Annotated in this window: 13 protein-coding genes and 2 riboswitches; of the genes, 9 read left to right on the top strand and 4 right to left on the bottom strand. The window is 38.5% G+C overall.

Going from position 1 to position 16,413, the window contains the following annotated elements:
- The first annotated feature begins 6 nt into the window (after positions 1-6).
- The gene (locus KHA97_RS12585) at positions 7-843 is read left to right on the top strand and encodes a M15 family metallopeptidase (protein WP_213125764.1); all 837 of its coding nucleotides are present in this window, start codon (positions 7-9) and stop codon (positions 841-843) included.
- Positions 844-980: 137 nt separating this feature from the next.
- Here the strand turns inward: KHA97_RS12585 and KHA97_RS12580 are convergent, their stop codons facing one another.
- Complete coding sequence (locus tag KHA97_RS12580) at positions 981-2,981, bottom strand: transglycosylase domain-containing protein (RefSeq protein ID WP_213125075.1); 2,001 nt, start codon at positions 2,979-2,981, stop codon at positions 981-983.
- Between the two features lie 391 nt (positions 2,982-3,372).
- Here KHA97_RS12580 and speE point away from each other — a divergent pair, with 391 nt between their 5' ends.
- Complete coding sequence (speE, locus tag KHA97_RS12575) at positions 3,373-4,239, top strand: spermidine synthase (protein WP_213125074.1); 867 nt, start codon at positions 3,373-3,375, stop codon at positions 4,237-4,239.
- Positions 4,240-4,258: 19 nt separating this feature from the next.
- Complete coding sequence (gene speB / locus KHA97_RS12570) at positions 4,259-5,131, top strand: agmatinase (RefSeq protein ID WP_213125073.1); 873 nt, start codon at positions 4,259-4,261, stop codon at positions 5,129-5,131.
- 50 nt (positions 5,132-5,181) lie between these two features.
- Here the strand turns inward: speB and KHA97_RS12565 are convergent, their stop codons facing one another.
- A complete protein-coding gene (locus KHA97_RS12565) occupies positions 5,182-6,294 on the bottom strand; it encodes a GGDEF domain-containing protein (RefSeq protein WP_213125072.1) in 1,113 nt (370 codons plus the stop codon).
- Between the two features lie 158 nt (positions 6,295-6,452).
- On the opposite strand from KHA97_RS12565, the gene KHA97_RS12560 reads away from it, so the two are divergent.
- Both KHA97_RS12560 and argS read left to right on the top strand, forming a co-directional pair.
- Complete coding sequence (locus KHA97_RS12560; RefSeq protein ID WP_325167450.1) at positions 6,453-6,866, top strand: DUF1934 domain-containing protein; 414 nt, start codon at positions 6,453-6,455, stop codon at positions 6,864-6,866.
- Positions 6,863-8,533 carry an arginine--tRNA ligase gene (gene argS / locus KHA97_RS12555; RefSeq protein WP_213125070.1) on the top strand — a complete coding sequence of 557 codons (1,671 nt, stop codon included), beginning with the start codon at positions 6,863-6,865 and terminating at the stop codon, positions 8,531-8,533. Before KHA97_RS12560 ends, argS begins: the two co-directional genes overlap by 4 nt.
- 241 nt (positions 8,534-8,774) lie before the next feature.
- Here argS and cls read toward each other — a convergent pair whose 3' ends face one another.
- Positions 8,775-9,977 (bottom strand): cardiolipin synthase, encoded by a 1,203-nt coding sequence (cls, locus tag KHA97_RS12550; protein WP_213125069.1) that lies wholly within the window; start codon positions 9,975-9,977, stop codon positions 8,775-8,777.
- Positions 9,978-10,093: 116 nt separating this feature from the next.
- Positions 10,094-10,277, top strand: a riboswitch (cobalamin riboswitch).
- 149 nt (positions 10,278-10,426) lie between these two features.
- Between cls and KHA97_RS12545 the strand changes: the two genes are divergently transcribed.
- From KHA97_RS12545 to KHA97_RS12535, 3 genes are read left to right on the top strand one after another with little or no spacing between them, the layout of a single operon-like run.
- Positions 10,427-11,413, top strand: coding sequence for an ABC transporter substrate-binding protein (locus tag KHA97_RS12545; RefSeq protein ID WP_213125068.1), 987 nt, complete (start codon positions 10,427-10,429; stop codon positions 11,411-11,413).
- Positions 11,376-12,422, top strand: a complete 1,047-nt coding sequence (locus tag KHA97_RS12540) for a FecCD family ABC transporter permease (RefSeq protein WP_213125067.1) — start codon at positions 11,376-11,378, stop codon at positions 12,420-12,422. Before KHA97_RS12545 ends, KHA97_RS12540 begins: the two co-directional genes overlap by 38 nt.
- Positions 12,423-13,700: an ABC transporter ATP-binding protein gene (locus KHA97_RS12535; protein ID WP_233713463.1), complete on the top strand. Its 1,278-nt coding sequence runs from the start codon at positions 12,423-12,425 to the stop codon at positions 13,698-13,700.
- Between the two features lie 696 nt (positions 13,701-14,396).
- On the opposite strand, the gene KHA97_RS12530 is transcribed toward KHA97_RS12535, so the two are convergent.
- Positions 14,397-15,320 carry a nuclease-related domain-containing protein gene (locus KHA97_RS12530; RefSeq protein WP_213125066.1) on the bottom strand — a complete coding sequence of 308 codons (924 nt, stop codon included), beginning with the start codon at positions 15,318-15,320 and terminating at the stop codon, positions 14,397-14,399.
- 151 nt (positions 15,321-15,471) lie between these two features.
- A riboswitch (cyclic di-GMP riboswitch) is annotated at positions 15,472-15,560 on the top strand.
- Positions 15,561-15,755: 195 nt separating this feature from the next.
- On the opposite strand from KHA97_RS12530, the gene KHA97_RS12525 reads away from it, so the two are divergent.
- Positions 15,756-16,094, top strand: a complete 339-nt coding sequence (locus tag KHA97_RS12525; protein WP_213125065.1) for a hypothetical protein — start codon at positions 15,756-15,758, stop codon at positions 16,092-16,094.
- Positions 16,095-16,413 lie beyond the last annotated feature (319 nt).

Below are 16,413 nucleotides of genomic sequence, written 5' to 3'. Positions count from 1 at the left end.
GATATGATGAAAAAGATAAAGTGGATCTTATTGTTAGTGATATTGGCGCTATTATTCGGTTATAAATTTAATGATCTGAGTCCGAAGATTAACATTTCGGAAGAAAAAACTGGGAATACATCATATATTACTATTGAGAATGACCAAATTTATTACGGAAATCTGTTACTGGTGAATCAAGATAACCCTGTCCAGGATATTGGTGTGAAGCGGGATATTATAAATTTAATTGAACACCAAAATCAAATCGGATACCAATTGCTTGATCATAATATAAAAATATCCGAGCAAGTGGCAGAGCGTTTTTCAGCGATGGTTAATGCGGCTAAAAAAGATCATGTGGACCATTTTATGATTAATAGTGGTTTTCGTAGTTTTGAAGAACAAAACCAGCTTTATGAAGAGATGGGTTCTGCATATGCTTTGCCAGCGGGATTTAGTGAACATAATTTGGGGTTGGCACTTGATGTGGGCTCGACGCTACATAAAATGGAAGAAGCAGAAGAGGGAAAATGGCTCGAGAAAAATTCTTGGAAATATGGATTTATTTTACGTTATCCAAAAGATAAGACAGCCATTACAGGGATTCAGTATGAGCCTTGGCATTTTCGGTATGTGGGATTACCACACAGTGCCATTATGTACGAAAAAAATCTCACTCTTGAACAATACTTAGATTATGTAAAAAAGAAGAAATCCATTTCTGTTCATTATGAAGGAAAAAAATATTATATTTCCTATTATGATTTCAAAGGTGAAGTTTCCCAAAAAATAGCGGTTACTAGTAACTATGAAATATCAGGAGATAATAAAAGCGGAATTATCGTAACAGGGACGGAATAGTCGAGTTTAGTAGTATTTTTTATATTGGCAGAATAAAAAGGCATTGGCCAACCAACGCCTTTTTTGTTTATTTTAAACGATTTTTTTACTTCTTTTTCTTTTTTTCTAGCTCTGTAAAACCATATTTCATTTAAACATTAATTTGGACCCGTTAACAGGTGATCGGTACAAGCTTCTTCTGGTTCTGTTCCTTTTTCAAAATACATGATTCTGAAGACTGGGCATAAGTTCGTAGCCAATTTTCCATTCGATGGATCGATAGGAACGGCTGTTACGCCGGCTGGTGGCCTGAATGTATGAATTTTTTCCGGTTGTCCTTCAATCGATCGCTCCATGAAACGGATCCACATATTTTTGGCCAAAACTTTATCTGCGGTTAACGTGATTTCATTTCCTTGGTCATAGCCCGTCCAAACGACTGCTGCAAGCCCTGGTGTAAAGCCACCCATCCAGCTATCCGATTTTGTCGATCCAGATTTCCCTGCATACACTCTACTCATTTGGTTTGCAATTGACGCACCCGTTACGGTCGCATAACCGTTCAACTTCGGATCAAACATCCCTGTCATCATTTGACTCATAATAAAAGCGAGTTCTGGCTTTAAAACTTGCTCTTCTTGTTGCTCGACCTCATAAATAACTTTACCGCGATAATCGACTACCTTTTGAATAAAGATAGGCTCTACCTTTTTCCCTCCATTTGCCAGCATACTATAGGCATTCAGCAATTCCACCACTTTTACTCCGGAAGTTCCGAGTGCAAGGGAGGGAACGGCTGTCATTTTTGACTCAATCCCAAATTTGTTAGCCGTATCGACTAACACTCTTTCTCCAAGAAATAGATGGGTTTTCACAGCGTACACATTGTCGGAAACGGCTAAAGCTTGCGCCATTGTTACCTCGCCATTCGCATACTGATTATTAAAATTATGTGGAGTATATACGGAAGCTCCATCAAGTTTAAATGTCGTTGGTTCACTGCGTATCAATGTTGACGGTGTGAAGCCGTGCTCAAGTGCAGCGTAATAAAGAAGCGGCTTAATGGTAGAACCAGGTTGCCGAATGGCTTGTGTTGCTCGGTTAAATGGACTTTCATCATAATCTCTTCCCCCGATAAGCGCCGTAACAAAGCCTGTCTTAGGATCCATCGCTGCAAATCCAACTTGAATATCGGAGTCTTTAGAAATTGTTTCATTCATTACTTCTTCTGCAATGTCCTGCTGCCTTTGGTCAAGAGTTGTAAAAACTTTTAATCCTCCATGGGCCAACACTCTTTCATCTAAACCAACTGTCGTTAACAGTTCTTTTTTTACGACATCGTAAAAATAAGGGGCAGAGTCAGCGCGGTGATGTGGATGCTTTCCGGTTATAACCAATTTTTCTTCAGTTGCTTCTATTGCAGTTTCCTTAGTAATCATATTCATTTCCAGCATTGATTTTAATATCAGCAGCTGCCTTTTTTTCGCTAATTCATAATTAATGAGTGGTGAGTAAATACCTGGACCTTTCGGAATTCCGATAAGCATAGCTCCTTCTGCAACAGTTAAGTCCTTCGCATTTTTTCCGAAGTAAAATTGACTGGCAGCCTCAATTCCGTATGCACCATGCCCGAAATTAATGGTATTTAAATATCCTTCCAATATTTCATCTTTGGAATAATTTCCTTCTAGACGAATGGTGTAAATCGCTTCTGAAATTTTCCGTTTCCATGTTTTATCCATCGTCAAAAATAAATTTCGCGCATATTGTTGAGTAATCGTACTAGCACCTTGCACTTTTTTCATCGATGTAATATTTGCTGCAATAGCGCCGAAGATTCTTTTGACATCGAAACCGTAATGATTGTAGAAAGTTCGATCTTCAATCGCGATAGCTGCATCAATGACCGATGGCGAAATCTCATCAAGTGTTACCCAATAACGCTTTTCACCACTATTGCTTTCTCCTATAACCGATCCATCATTCGCATAATATAAAGTAGATTGAGGGATGGAAAGCGGAGGAGGACCTAATATTTTGATATAAATAAAAAACGAAAAAATAAGGGCACCCAATGCTCCAATTGCTAAAATACTAGTAAACGTCAATAATCGAATCGTTCGCCACTTTTTTCTATGGGCTCTTGTTTCTGTCTCCATTCTTTTCTCACCTCAATCTAGCAATCTTTTATCAACAGTATGAAAGAAAAAACGTAGTTTTATTCATCGTTTTCATAGAAATTTTTAAGGGCATCTTTACTTCGTTACTCGATTTTTCTATAATTTTTGTGTTTGTAAATGTACGATAGTGGAAAACTAAATAGAAAAGCGGAAGCGCCTTGCTAATCGACGTATGGATTTCGTATTTCCTGACGAGATAAAGGAAACACGATTCGTCCTATGGATGAATCAATGTTGAATTATCGTAGGAAGGGAAGTAGAAATCCACTAGTCGATAGGCGCTGTAGCTAGACAATGAAAAGCGGAAGCGCCGCATGAGTAGCATCTACCGCTTGTAAATAACATAATTACACGGAAGGATGGCTGAATTATGGGAGGTTTATGGTTTACTGAAAAGCAGACTGATCATTTCGGCATCACAATGAAGGTTAAGCGTACTTTACATACAGAGCAGACAGATTTTCAATTGTTGGAAATGGTGAAAACAGAAGAATGGGGAAATATGCTACTCCTTGATGGAATGGTCATGACTTCGGAAAAAGACGAATTTGTGTATCATGAAATGGTCGCTCATGTTCCGTTATTTACACACCCAAAGCCTGAGCATGTTTTAGTAGTGGGTGGCGGTGATGGCGGGGTCATACGCGAAATTATGAAACATCCTAGCGTAAAAAAAGCAGTTCTTGTTGACATTGATGGGAAAGTAATCGAATACTCAAAGAAATATTTGCCATCTATTGCCCACGAGTTGGATAATGAACGTGTAGAAGTGAAAGTCGGCGACGGGTTTATGGAAATTGCTGAGAGCGAAAACGAGTACGATGTCATCATGGTCGATTCAACAGAGCCTGTAGGTCCCGCTGTAAATTTGTTTACAAAAGGTTTTTACGCAGGAATTTCGAAGGCTTTAAAGGAAGATGGGATTTTTGTGGCTCAAACAGATAATCCTTGGTTTAAAGCAGATCTTATCCGCGAAGTACAGCATGATGTGAATGAGATTTTTCCAATCACAAAGCTCTATATCGCAAACATCCCAACCTATCCAAGTGGAATGTGGACTTTCACATTAGGATCCAAGCGCTACGATCCACTTGAAATAGAAGAAAGCCGCTTCCACCCAATTGAAACAAAATACTATACAAAAGACCTGCACAAAGCCGCCTTCGTCCTCCCGAAATTCGTTTCTGATTTGATAGGGACAGGTTCAAAGGGGACTGACCCCAAAGGGACAGGTTGAAAAATTGAGGAGGATTTAGATGCGTTTTGATGAAGCTTATTCGGGGAATGTGTTTATAGGCAGTCATCCGAGTTATGAAGAGAGTAAAGTTGTGATTTATGGAATGCCTATGGATTGGACGGTTAGTTATCGTCCCGGGTCCCGATTTGGACCGGGGAATATTCGTAAGGTATCCATCGGGCTTGAGGAATATAGTCCATATCTCGATCGAGAAATGTCAGAAGTTAAATATTACGATGCAGGTGATATTCCACTTCCGTTTGGCAATGCGCAGAAAAGTCTTGATATGATTGAAGAATATGTCGACAAGTTACTAGATGCAGGAAAATTTCCGCTTGGTATGGGTGGGGAGCATCTAGTTTCTTGGCCGGTCATTAAAGCAATGTATAAAAAATACCCAAATCTCGCCGTTATTCATATGGATGCCCATACTGATCTAAGAACGGAATATGAAGGAGAGCCGCTTTCCCATTCAACACCAATTCGAAAGGCAGCAGACCTAATTGGCGCAGAAAACATTTATTCATTTGGAATTCGTTCCGGAATGAAAGAAGAATTCGAATGGGCTAAGGAAAACGGGATGCAAATTGCCAAATTTGAAGTGCTTGAACCGTTGAAAAAAGTTTTGCCGACTTTGTCTGGCCGCCCTGTTTATGTGACGATTGATATCGATGTTCTTGACCCTGCTCATGCCCCTGGAACGGGAACAGTAGATGCAGGTGGCATTACGTCAAAAGAACTTTTAGCATCCATTCATGAAATCGCCAATTCGGACGTTCAAGTTGTCGGCTGTGATCTTGTAGAAGTGGCACCTGTTTACGACCACTCTGAACAAACATCAAATACTGCAAGCAAGCTCATTAGGGAAATGCTGCTTGGCTGGTGTAAGTAGTAGGAAAAGCGTAAGGCGCTTGAAGCTGGACAAAAAAAGACTACCCAAGATCAGCTTGAAACTGATTTTAGGGAAGTCTTTTTTGTTTCATCAATATGTACCGCTTTATTCCGGCCAGTGTTTTTTGCATGGTATAAGGCAATGTCAGACTGATTAAATAGCTTTTGTATTTCATCGCCATTGTCAGGGAAAGTAGTCACTCCAACGGAAACGGTTATGCTAAGATCTATTCCATTAGACGTAGTAAACGGAACGTTTTCCACCGCAGACCGAATGATTTCAGCCACTTCCATTCCCGTTTCTTTTTCGGCATAAGGCAGAATAACTGAAAATTCCTCTCCACCATTTCGTGAAACAATCCCCTCATAGCTGTGCGAAGACCTTCTCAACCTTGAAGCAAGCTCGCGAAGAACTTCATCGCCAATCGGATGTCCATATGTATCGTTTACCCTTTTAAAGTAATCAATATCGAGTAAAAGGAGAGAAAAAGGAGCATCCGTATTTTTCGTAATAGATTCTGTCACTTTCTGAAACATCCTATTATTATAAAGCCCTGTTAAATAGTCAGTTTCTGATAATTTTTCTGCTAGACTTACTTTAGTAAAATGAATATTTAATTCTCTTAAAATAAAAAGAACGGTAAAGAATGATAGAAATGAAAAAATAATGAAATAAAAGATTTGAGCAGCCGCGGTCCAAGAAAAATCCATTAAAATAGCTAGTAACACTACAGTTTGAATTAGAAAATAATAAAAATAAAAACGAGCATTTCGAAATGTCATACGTTTTCTGATCGTAAAAACAGAAATAACTAATCCACCAATGATAGTTCCTATTCCGACAATCATAGAAGTAGTTGTTAATCCAGTAATAAAAATACGTGTTCCACCAATAATTAAACCGCTAATCAATGGGGCAATTGGTCCACCATAAATACCAGATATCACAATAACAGCCATGCGGGCATCCACAATGATTGCATCTGTAATTGTAATGGATGTCCCCATTAACACTATTCCTGTAATTCCACTGATAAGCGCAATGAAAAATGGATGTAAGGATGGAAAAGGCATATGAAAACGAACCCGAGTTTGAAAGGGCCAGTAAGAGAGCACACTAAATGTAAACAACACACAAAAATTAATTGCCATTCCTAAAAACATATGAGTCCCCTATTATCGAATTTTGTCGTTTTCCATTATATCCCACCATTAATCATTAATAAAGAGAATAATTCATTTTAACAAAACCAAAATAGACTTCCGTATAAAAGTTTCCTATAATATAAAGGTTAACTATAGATAAAGGTGGTTTTTTGACCGTGGATACACAAAACCCAGTCAAAATCCAACTCACGACAAGAGTGAGGATCGATGATGAGATTGAGACATATGAATTGACCGTTTTTGGTACTCGTTATCAGAAGGGGAAGACAATTTATTTAAAATATGATGAAATTCAAGAAGAAGGCACAATCCATACAGTTGTTAAAATTTTGCAGGATGAAGCGACTATTTTACGAAGTGGCCTACTTAAAATGAGGTTGAGCTTCAGTCTGTCAGAGCAAAAGCATGGTACACACGAAAGTACATTAGGAACGATTTTCTTAATGACAGACACTAAAAAGCTGAGTCATGAAAATGGTAAATTAAGTTTAGCTTATGATTTATCGATGCAAGGCACACTCGCCGGATATTACGAAATGGACCTAGAATATAAGGAGGACAAGCTATGAATATTGTTGAACAAATTCAAGAAAAATTGAAGCAAGAAATTAAAGCCGCTGTCTTAAAAGCAGAGCTTGCAACTGAAGAACAGCTTCCCGAAGTTATCCTCGAAACACCGAAGGATAAAGCGCATGGTGATTATTCTACAAACATGGCGATGCAGCTTGCCCGTATCGCGAAAAAAGCACCTCGTGCGATAGCTGAACAAATTCAAGCTCATTTTGACAGTTCAAAGGCTTCAATCGAAAAAATAGAAATTGCCGGACCAGGTTTTATTAACTTTTACATGGACAATAGCTATTTATCAGATATTATTCATACGATTCTTGAGCAAGGTTCTGAGTACGGTCGCTCAAATGCTGGGAATGGTGAAAAAATCCAAGTCGAGTTCGTGTCTGCGAACCCTACTGGTGACCTCCACCTTGGACATGCGCGCGGGGCGGCAGTTGGAGATTCGTTATGCAATATTCTTGATAAAGCAGGATACGATGTATCTCGTGAATATTATATAAACGATGCCGGAAATCAAATTCATAATTTAGCCTTATCCGTTGAGGCACGCTATTTTCAAGCACTAGGACTTGAAAAAGAGATGCCGGAAGATGGGTATCATGGACAAGATATTATCGGTATTGGCCAAAAACTTGCTGAAGAATTTGGGGATAAATACGTCAATGTAGATGAAAAAACTCGCTTTGACTTTTTCCGTAAATTCGGGTTGGAATATGAATTAGAGAAGTTAAAAAAGGATCTAGAAAATTTCCGAGTGTATTTCGACGTATGGTATTCAGAAACATCTTTATATGAAAACAATAAAATCCAGCCGGCTCTTGATCAACTTCGTGAAAGAGGTCATATTTATGAGCTGGATGGAGCGACATGGTTTAGATCAACAGAGTTTGGCGATGACAAAGACCGTGTTCTCATTAAAAATGATGGAACGTACACATACTTAACGCCAGATATTGCGTATCACCTAGATAAACTTGCTAGAGGTTTTGATAAGCTAATTAATATTTGGGGTGCCGATCATCACGGTTATATCCCTCGTATGAAAGCAGCGATTGAGGCAATGGGTTACGAACGTGACCGTCTAGAAGTGGAAATCATCCAGCTCGTTCATCTGTATAAAGATGGCGAGAAAATGAAAATGAGCAAACGGACTGGAAAGGCAGTCACGATGCGCGAATTAATTGAAGAAGTTGGCTTGGATGCTGTTCGCTATTTCTTTGCGATGAGAAGTTCAGACACTCATATGGACTTTGACTTGGACTTAGCCGTTTCCGAATCGAACGAGAACCCTGTGTACTACGCTCAATACGCGCATGCACGAATTTGGAGTATACTCCGTTCGGCAGAAGAAAAAGGATTCTCTGTTGATGGTGAAGCAAATCTTTCCGTCTTAACGAGTGAAAAATCCGAGGACTTATTGAAAAAACTTGGCGAGTTCCCGCAAATTATTGCAGATGCAGCAGAGAAACGGATTCCTCATCGAATTACTCATTATATTTTTGAACTAGCTTCATTCTTCCATAGCTTTTACAATGCTGAAAAAGTATTGAATGAAGAAAATCCGGAAGAAACAAAAGCGCGGTTAGCTTTAATAAAATCTGTGCAAATTACGTTGAAAAATGCTCTCGCATTAGTTGGCGTATCTGCACCGGAGAAGATGTAAGTGGGGAAGGTGTCTCTTTATGGAGACACCTTTTCTGTCCAGCTCAGCGCCTATCGGTGTACAAACTTCTTGTCCTTGTCCCTACGATAAGTAAACATCGATTCACCTTAAAGGCTCAACGTGTTTCCTTCGGTGGCCAATGAAGGAACATCGACTAAAAGCCGCCATGTCCTGTGGCGACATCGACCGACCCACATCCTGTGAGCCTGTACGCCGATAAACAGGCGTTTCGCTTTCCTTATTACAACAACCCTTTAATCATCCACCCCAGAATTTCCTTCAACTTTGAGCCGAAGCTAACATTATTCAATTTTTCTAACGACAGTTGGCGTGAATGGCTAATATCCTCTTCTAAGGCATGTTCAACATCTGTAATAAAATTTTTATCGTATATATAACAATTGATCTCATGATTTAATAAAATGCTTCTTCGGTCAAAATTGGTAGTTCCAATATCACAAACTTCTCCATCTACAATCATCACTTTCGCATGGAAAAAACCTTTTTCAAACTGGTAGACTTGCCCACCTCCCACTAGCAACCTACGCAAAGAAGGAAATGAAGCTTCCTTCACTATTGGATGATCAGCCGTTTCTGGCACTAGAACTGTTAGGGAAACGCCTCTTTTTAATGCGGCTTCGATTGATTCCATGATTGCATCAGTGGGGATAAAATATGGGGTTCCGATCATAAGAGAATTTTTCGCTCCATCAATCAGTTTGAGAAGATGATGTTCCACACCAATTCCTTCTGACGGATAGAATCGATGCAGCATCTGGAAATCCTCATTATCAACAAAGTTATCCTCAAATTCCGGAACTTCCTTTTTGGTAGCTCGCACCCAATCGACCAAGAATTCATTCTGTAGATCTGAAATTCCTTCACCCCTTATCCGAATATGATAATCACGCCAAGGCGATAGCTTCGGCTCCAAATCAATATATTCTTTGCCAATATTGTAACCACCTAAATACCCGATACGATTATCTATAATCGTGATTTTCCGATGATTTCTTTGTTGCAATGTAAAAATGAGAAACGGTAAACGAGGAATATGGCAAAAACTAATTTCCATACCGCAACTTCGCGCTTTTTCGATCCATTCTTTTCGAACTTGGCGGCTGCCTATCCAGTCGAGGAGCAATCGAACTTTTACACCTTCCTGAGCTTTTTCTATTAATACTTCCCAAAATATTTGGCTAAAACGGTCATTTTTTACGATATAAAATAAAATATGTATGTTAGACCTAGCTTCTCGCAAGTCTTTAAAATATGTCTCAAATAAATCTACTCCGTTTGTAATTAATTGAAGATGACCTTTTCTCAGTGGATAAGAACGTTTTTTCCAGCGCTTATTATGCAAATAAAGACCGAGGTGAAAATCGGCATAGAACCATACGCCAACTAGGGCAATAACGAGTAAGATCCCGATGAACCATCCCATTTTCAAACCTCCATATTAAAAATCTCAAATGATATACTTCATTATTATGACCAGAACCGAATAAAAAAGATGTAGGTTTAGTAAAAAAGATGTATAATCAATGAGGTATCTTAAAACTAAATAGCTTGGATATCGGTGCTTCCTTCATAGGGAAGCTGAAAAGGGAAGTTGGTTAAAATCCAACGCGGTCCCGCCACTGTAATTGGGAGCTTGCTGCATAAACCACTGTGCCTTGTGCATGGGAAGGAGTAGTAAGTGATGATCAAAAGCCAGGAGACCTGCCGATTCCATTGCACCAATAAACCTACGAGGATAGGGAGGTGGAGAAGAATCAAGTTTATTAATTGTTGACGCACATCTCCATGTTCTGGGGATGTTTTTTATTTTGCAAGGCGCTCTTACATATTTAAATAGCTTTAGTAAAACTTTTTTCAAGGGGGAACATAAGAATGAAAAATTTATATGGTTTATTTGCTGCATTTTTACTTGTTTTTGGACTTTTAGCAGCATGCGGAAATGAAGGGAATAATAAAAATACAGATACTAACAAACAGCCTGTCTCTGAACAGACGGATGAAAATACGAATAAAACGGAAGAAGCTTTCCCAGTTACGATAAAAGACGCTTCTGATACAGATGTAATCATAGAGAAAAAACCAGAAAAAATTGTTTCGTTGATTCCAAGTAACACAGAGATTGTCTATGCGTTAGGCGAAGGCGATGCAATAGTCGGTGTATCTGAACTCGATAATTATCCAGAAGAAGCAGCTACAAAAGAAAAGGTAGCAGGTATGGAATTGAATGTAGAAAAAATTCTCTCGTTAAATCCGGACCTTGTTCTTGCACACGGATCAGTCGCCTCTTATTGGGAAGCGGGTCTAAAGCAGCTGAAAGATAGCGGTGTGACGGTACTTGTGGTGAATGAAGCACAAAGCTTCGAAGGTGTATATACATCGACTGAAATGATTGGTAAAGCAATTGGAAAAACGGCAGAAGCTGAACAGCTTAACCAAGATTTGAAATCAAAATTGGATGACATTCAAAAGAAAGCAGCTTCCATCTCAGAGCAAAAAACAGTATTTGTTGAAGTTTCACCTGCTCCAGAGATTTATACAACAGGAAAAAATACGTTTATGAACGAAATGCTTGAGCTAATTAATGCTAAAAATGCTGTGAGTGATCAAGAGGGATGGATTCCGATTAATGAAGAGGCAGTAGTCGAAATCAACCCGGATACGATTATTACGACTGTAGGATATGTTGAAAATGCAGCTGATGAGATTAAAGGTCGTGCTGCTTGGAAAGATATTGCCGCTGTTAAAGAAAATCAAGTTTACTTAGTGAATGAGGACCTTGTAAGTCGTCCAGGTCCACGGATTGTTGAAGGAGTAGAGGAGCTTGCAAAAGCCATTTACCCGGACGTTTTCGGGAAATAAAAAATTAATTTCATATGTAGCGGCGTCCGTATTTTTACTATTGGCGGTTTTTTTAGGAATCGCCATTGGGGCGGTCCATGTGCCGTTTAAAAACATCGTGACTATTATTTTTCAAATACATCATAATAATGAGGCGAATCTCATGACGAATATTGTCATGAATATCCGCCTTCCTCGTGTTATTTTGGCAGGTCTAGTGGGAGCTTCTCTTGCTATTGCAGGAGCGGCTTTCCAAGGACTGCTCCGAAATCCACTCGCAGATCCCTATACTTTAGGTGTTTCATCTGGAGCTTCTGTTGGTGCGGTCGTAGTGTTATTTTTTCAAATCTCACTGCCATTCGCAGGTTTATTTACTTTGCCGTTAATAAGCATAGTCGCTTCCTTCATCACTATTTTCCTCGTTTTATTTTTTGCAAGAACGATAGAGCCTTCAATGAAAGTGGAGACGATTATTTTAACGGGAATCATCTTCAGCTCATTTTTAGGAGCCGTTTTGTCTTTAATGATTGCCCTTTCCGGAGAAGAATTAAGGCAAATTATAGGCTGGCTGCTAGGAAGTGTTTCGATGCGCGGTTGGAGTTATGTCCGGCTTATTTTGCCTTTCTTAATGATTGGCGGATTGATTCTTATGATGAATGTTAGGGAACTAAATGCGATGACGTTTGGCGAGGAGCGCGCAAAGCATCTAGGCGTGAATGTAGAGAAAAGAAAACTTGCAATTTTATTAGCAGGTTCTTTACTAACAGGTGCTGCTGTTGCAGTTTCAGGAACAATCGGTTTTGTTGGACTCGTCATTCCGCATTTCGTAAGGATACTTTCAGGACCGGATCACAAGCATTTATTGCCATTATCAATGTTAGTCGGAGCAGGATTTTTGATTTTGGCCGATTTAGTAGCGCGTACGATTATTCAACCAGCGGAACTCCCAATCGGCGTCATCACCGCCTTAATTGGAGCGCCTGCTTTTGCATCGATTTTAGTAAAAAGACGAATGGAAAGAAGGGGATAGATGATGCTTCAAGTTAGCGGATTATATGGAGGCTACCCCGGATTTAGTGTATTAAAAGATGTGTCGTTTTCTGTGGAGACTGGTGAATTATTCGGTATTTTAGGACCGAATGGGAGCGGAAAAACGACTTTACTGAAAATGATTAGTGGTTTGCTTACGCCTAATCAAGGAGAAATTTTTATTAATGGCCAGGATCTTAGAAACTACTCAACTAAGGAATTAGCAAAAATAACGGCCGTTTTGCCTCAGGTCGCATCTGAAGTTTTTGCCTATACGGTTCGAGAAACCGTTTCGTTAGGTCGATATGCGCATCAAAGAGGATGGCTCGGGCGTACGGATGCTCATGATGAAAAAATAATTAATGAAGCAATGGCTTTAACGGGAGTCGAGATTTTTCAAGATAAACTGTTGCATGAGCTTTCCGGTGGGGAACGCCAACGTGTCTTTCTCGCTCAAGCACTTGCTCAACAACCGAAAATTCTTCTTTTGGACGAACCGACGAATCATTTGGATTTATCTTTTCAGAAGGATCTATTAGATTTATTGAAAAAATGGACACGAGAACATGATTTAACAGTTGTGTCTATTTTTCATGATTTGAATCTTGCCAGTCTTTATTGTGATCGACTTCTGCTTCTAAATGAGGGTCAAATTAGTGCAATCGGAAACACTGGCGATGTTTTGCAGAGAGAACGCATTAGAGAAGTATACGAAACAAACATTGATATTCAGCCGCATCCAAAAGTCCCGAAACCACAAATGATTTTGCGTCCGGACGAGGACAAGGTGAAACCTCTAAAAATAAACGAGTCAATTTTTAAGAAAACGAAAGATTATGCCGAGCTGACTACACCAATCCCGTTAAAAGTAATGGCTACATCTACAGTTGGCGCTAGGATTGGTTGGTGTGAAAGGTTTATCATGTATTTTTCTGATGAGCCTTTTGGAAAAGATGAAGCAATCGTAATGCCTGCAAAAAGCTCGGAAATGATGCGGCATGGAACATACCAGGATATTTTTATCATAGCATCGACCGGACGACAGGATGACGGTATCAATCTATGGTTTTTTGTTAATGGAATCATATCCGACGAAGCGTTCCTTCAAGGAATCGTAGCAGCTAGCGAAGAGCGAGCACTTGTAGCAGGGAGAAGCAGTGGAGGTGGAATCGTTATTGCCTCTGTTCAGAAAGGTGAGTCGATTACTGGGGAATTACTAGCCGAGTATATTCGAAAAGGCTTCCGGGAGATTGCGGGTGTTTTATTAAATGGCCAGTGATGTTGTTGTGAATTGCGTTTGCTGATTATAAAACCAGTGTGATCGCTGTTCCCACTAAAGTGTTATATAGAACGTTCTTATGGGAATAGTGATAGACAGTCCGATTGGAGCGTTCAATGAACACATTCCAGCCGGAAATGGGAGTTATCTGTCCGATTGGAGTTCCCAATGAACACATTCCAGAGGAGAATTGGAGTTCTCTGTCCGATTGGAGATTCCAATGACCACGTTCCAGAGGAGAATTGGAGTTCTCTGTCCGATTGGAGGTTCCAATGAACACGTTTGAGAGGTAAATGGGAGTTATCTGTCCGATTGGAGGTTCGAATGAACACGTTTGAGAGGTAAATGGGAGTTATCTGTCCGATTGGAGGTTCCAATGAACATGTTCCAGAGGTAAATTAGAGTTCCATGTCCGATTGGAGGTTCCAATGAACACGTTCCAGAAGTAAATCGTAGTATCCTGGCCGATTAGAAGGTTCAATGAACACATTCCAAAGATAAACCCTGCTCTACTACCCGAATGTAGTGTTTAAAGCGTTAAAGAAAATTTTGTCACTAAAGACGCTACGTAAACATTTCAAAGAGAAGAAAGATCATAGAGGTCACAATGACTACACGCTTCGAACTTGATAAAAGAAAGTTTGAGATTATATGTCCAATTCATTAACTTTAAAAAGCATCTAGTTTCTGAATTATTTATTTTTGAGTCGGAAATGTATAATACGAATACCTCCCCAGATAATATTGAGTCATATTCTTCTTCAATATTCTTCTAATTGTTCTTATGGAGTTAATATTACACCATTCATGAATAATTTTACTTGTGATTTTTATTTCCGGAAAAAGAACGCTAAACTCCTCAACACTGCGCATAACCGAGGCTTCGAGCAGTTCCTTGAATCCGCATTTCCTACATATTAATTCCGTATTGCTTAACTTTGACATAAAGGAGTAGCATGATTTGCATATAACTCCTTTTTTTAGTTGTGCATATTCATACTCGGGCAGTTGTTTATAAGGATTTTCCACAACATGATCTGAATTTATTTTTGCCGCTAACTTATAGTGAAAATCACTTAGTTGTGATGGTATAGAGTTTAGATCACTTATGAATCGATTGAGCTGTGTAGGAAGAATGATTGGTTTGTTGCGAGGAGCTTGTAATAAGGTAAACTCGGGGTTGATAAAAATAAGGAGTTCTTTAACTGACAAGTTACTTATCCCTATGTCTTGCAGATATCGCCTAAATAAAGATGAGCATCTTGATAACTGGGTTAAAGGATTTTGTATTTCTTTACCTGTTGCGACTGAATACCATCTATCTTCTTCGACATAGAAATCACCTTCATAATTTTTCACTTCGAAAAGATAAATGGTGTTTTGATAAATTTGTAGAGTATCAATTTGGAAAAATGTGTTGTTTTTTTCAAGCAGTAAGTCATTTAATATGAGGAAGGTAATTGGTAGCTTTTCTAATAAAGAGTTAAAATCTTTTTCGCCTTCATAGCCTTTTTGGAGAGTCAAATATTGTGACATATCTTTAGATGTCAAATTCATACGACTATTTAAAATCCTATAAACTATTAATTCCTTCGATTTGAGTAGTGGTTTAAGAAACATTTTCCACTTCCTTTCTATATTTTTGACAAAATCGACTTAAACCTATGATAGGAAAAAGTACCTATCTTTACAAGTTGCCATCTAGTATAAAGAGTATTTGTTGAATATTGTTGAAATTTGTTTTATACTCCAAATGTAATGGTTTATATTTCCTAGATAAAGGCAAACTTTCCGAAAGGGTAGGACGCAAAGCAAAGGGTCTAAGGTTTATTGTGCAACTATGATCGCCTGGCTGCCAAAATGGTTAACTATTTCAAATATGAAATGGTATTTTTTGGCTATTTTTATTAAGAGTAGCCTTTTTTATGAGTAAAAGAAAATAAAATGTAAGCGGTGAATTTCCATTAGCTTTAAGACATGAGATAAAACCTTCCTTTGCTTAGTATTGAAACGTTTAAAAACAATCATAGAGAGATAGAGGAGTTGTGGATTTAGATGTTAGATGTACGACGGGAGTGCTCAAGATATAACTTATTGCTTTCGCAATTTACATTAGATGAGGATTTCAATATTGCAAGCGTTAAATCGTTTGAAAGAATTTTTAACTTCTTATATGAGCATACGAATATATATTATCTTGGGTTTGTTAAGGAAGAGAATTTAATTCAGTATTTGGAATATCATCGAACTAATCAGTTTAGTGACATTTCTTTTATTGAGGCGATTAAGGATGTTAAACTATTCCAAAAATATTTAAGAAATCATAAACAAATTAACCACCACGTACATATAGATTTATCGCTAAAAAATTCAGACCAATGGATTAATTTATAAAATGGCAAACACCGCTCTTTTACTTTTAAAAAATTTCTCAAGAAGGTGAACTATTCACTTCTATTAAGTCAAAACCAATTATAATACGGTTTTTACTGCTAGCGATTCCGCTAGCTTTTACTAGTACATTTACTTACTATAAAAGCGCTTTAAACAATGTCTAGCTCATCGAAGGCAGCTTGCGCTGGACAGCAAAAGCCTTAGTTCAAAATATAGATTAACTTCTAAAAAAGTTCCGGGATAATACTCGGAACTTTTTTCATATACTTTAGAAGAGAATATTCAGTCTTGACTGAATGCTCATTCATTATATAATGAA

Source organism: Lederbergia citri, from assembly GCF_018343625.1.
Lineage (GTDB): Bacteria > Bacillota > Bacilli > Bacillales > Bacillaceae_C > Lederbergia > Lederbergia citri.
Note: the sequence above shows the minus strand (reverse complement) of the source record. Positions and strands in the feature narration are given on the sequence as shown.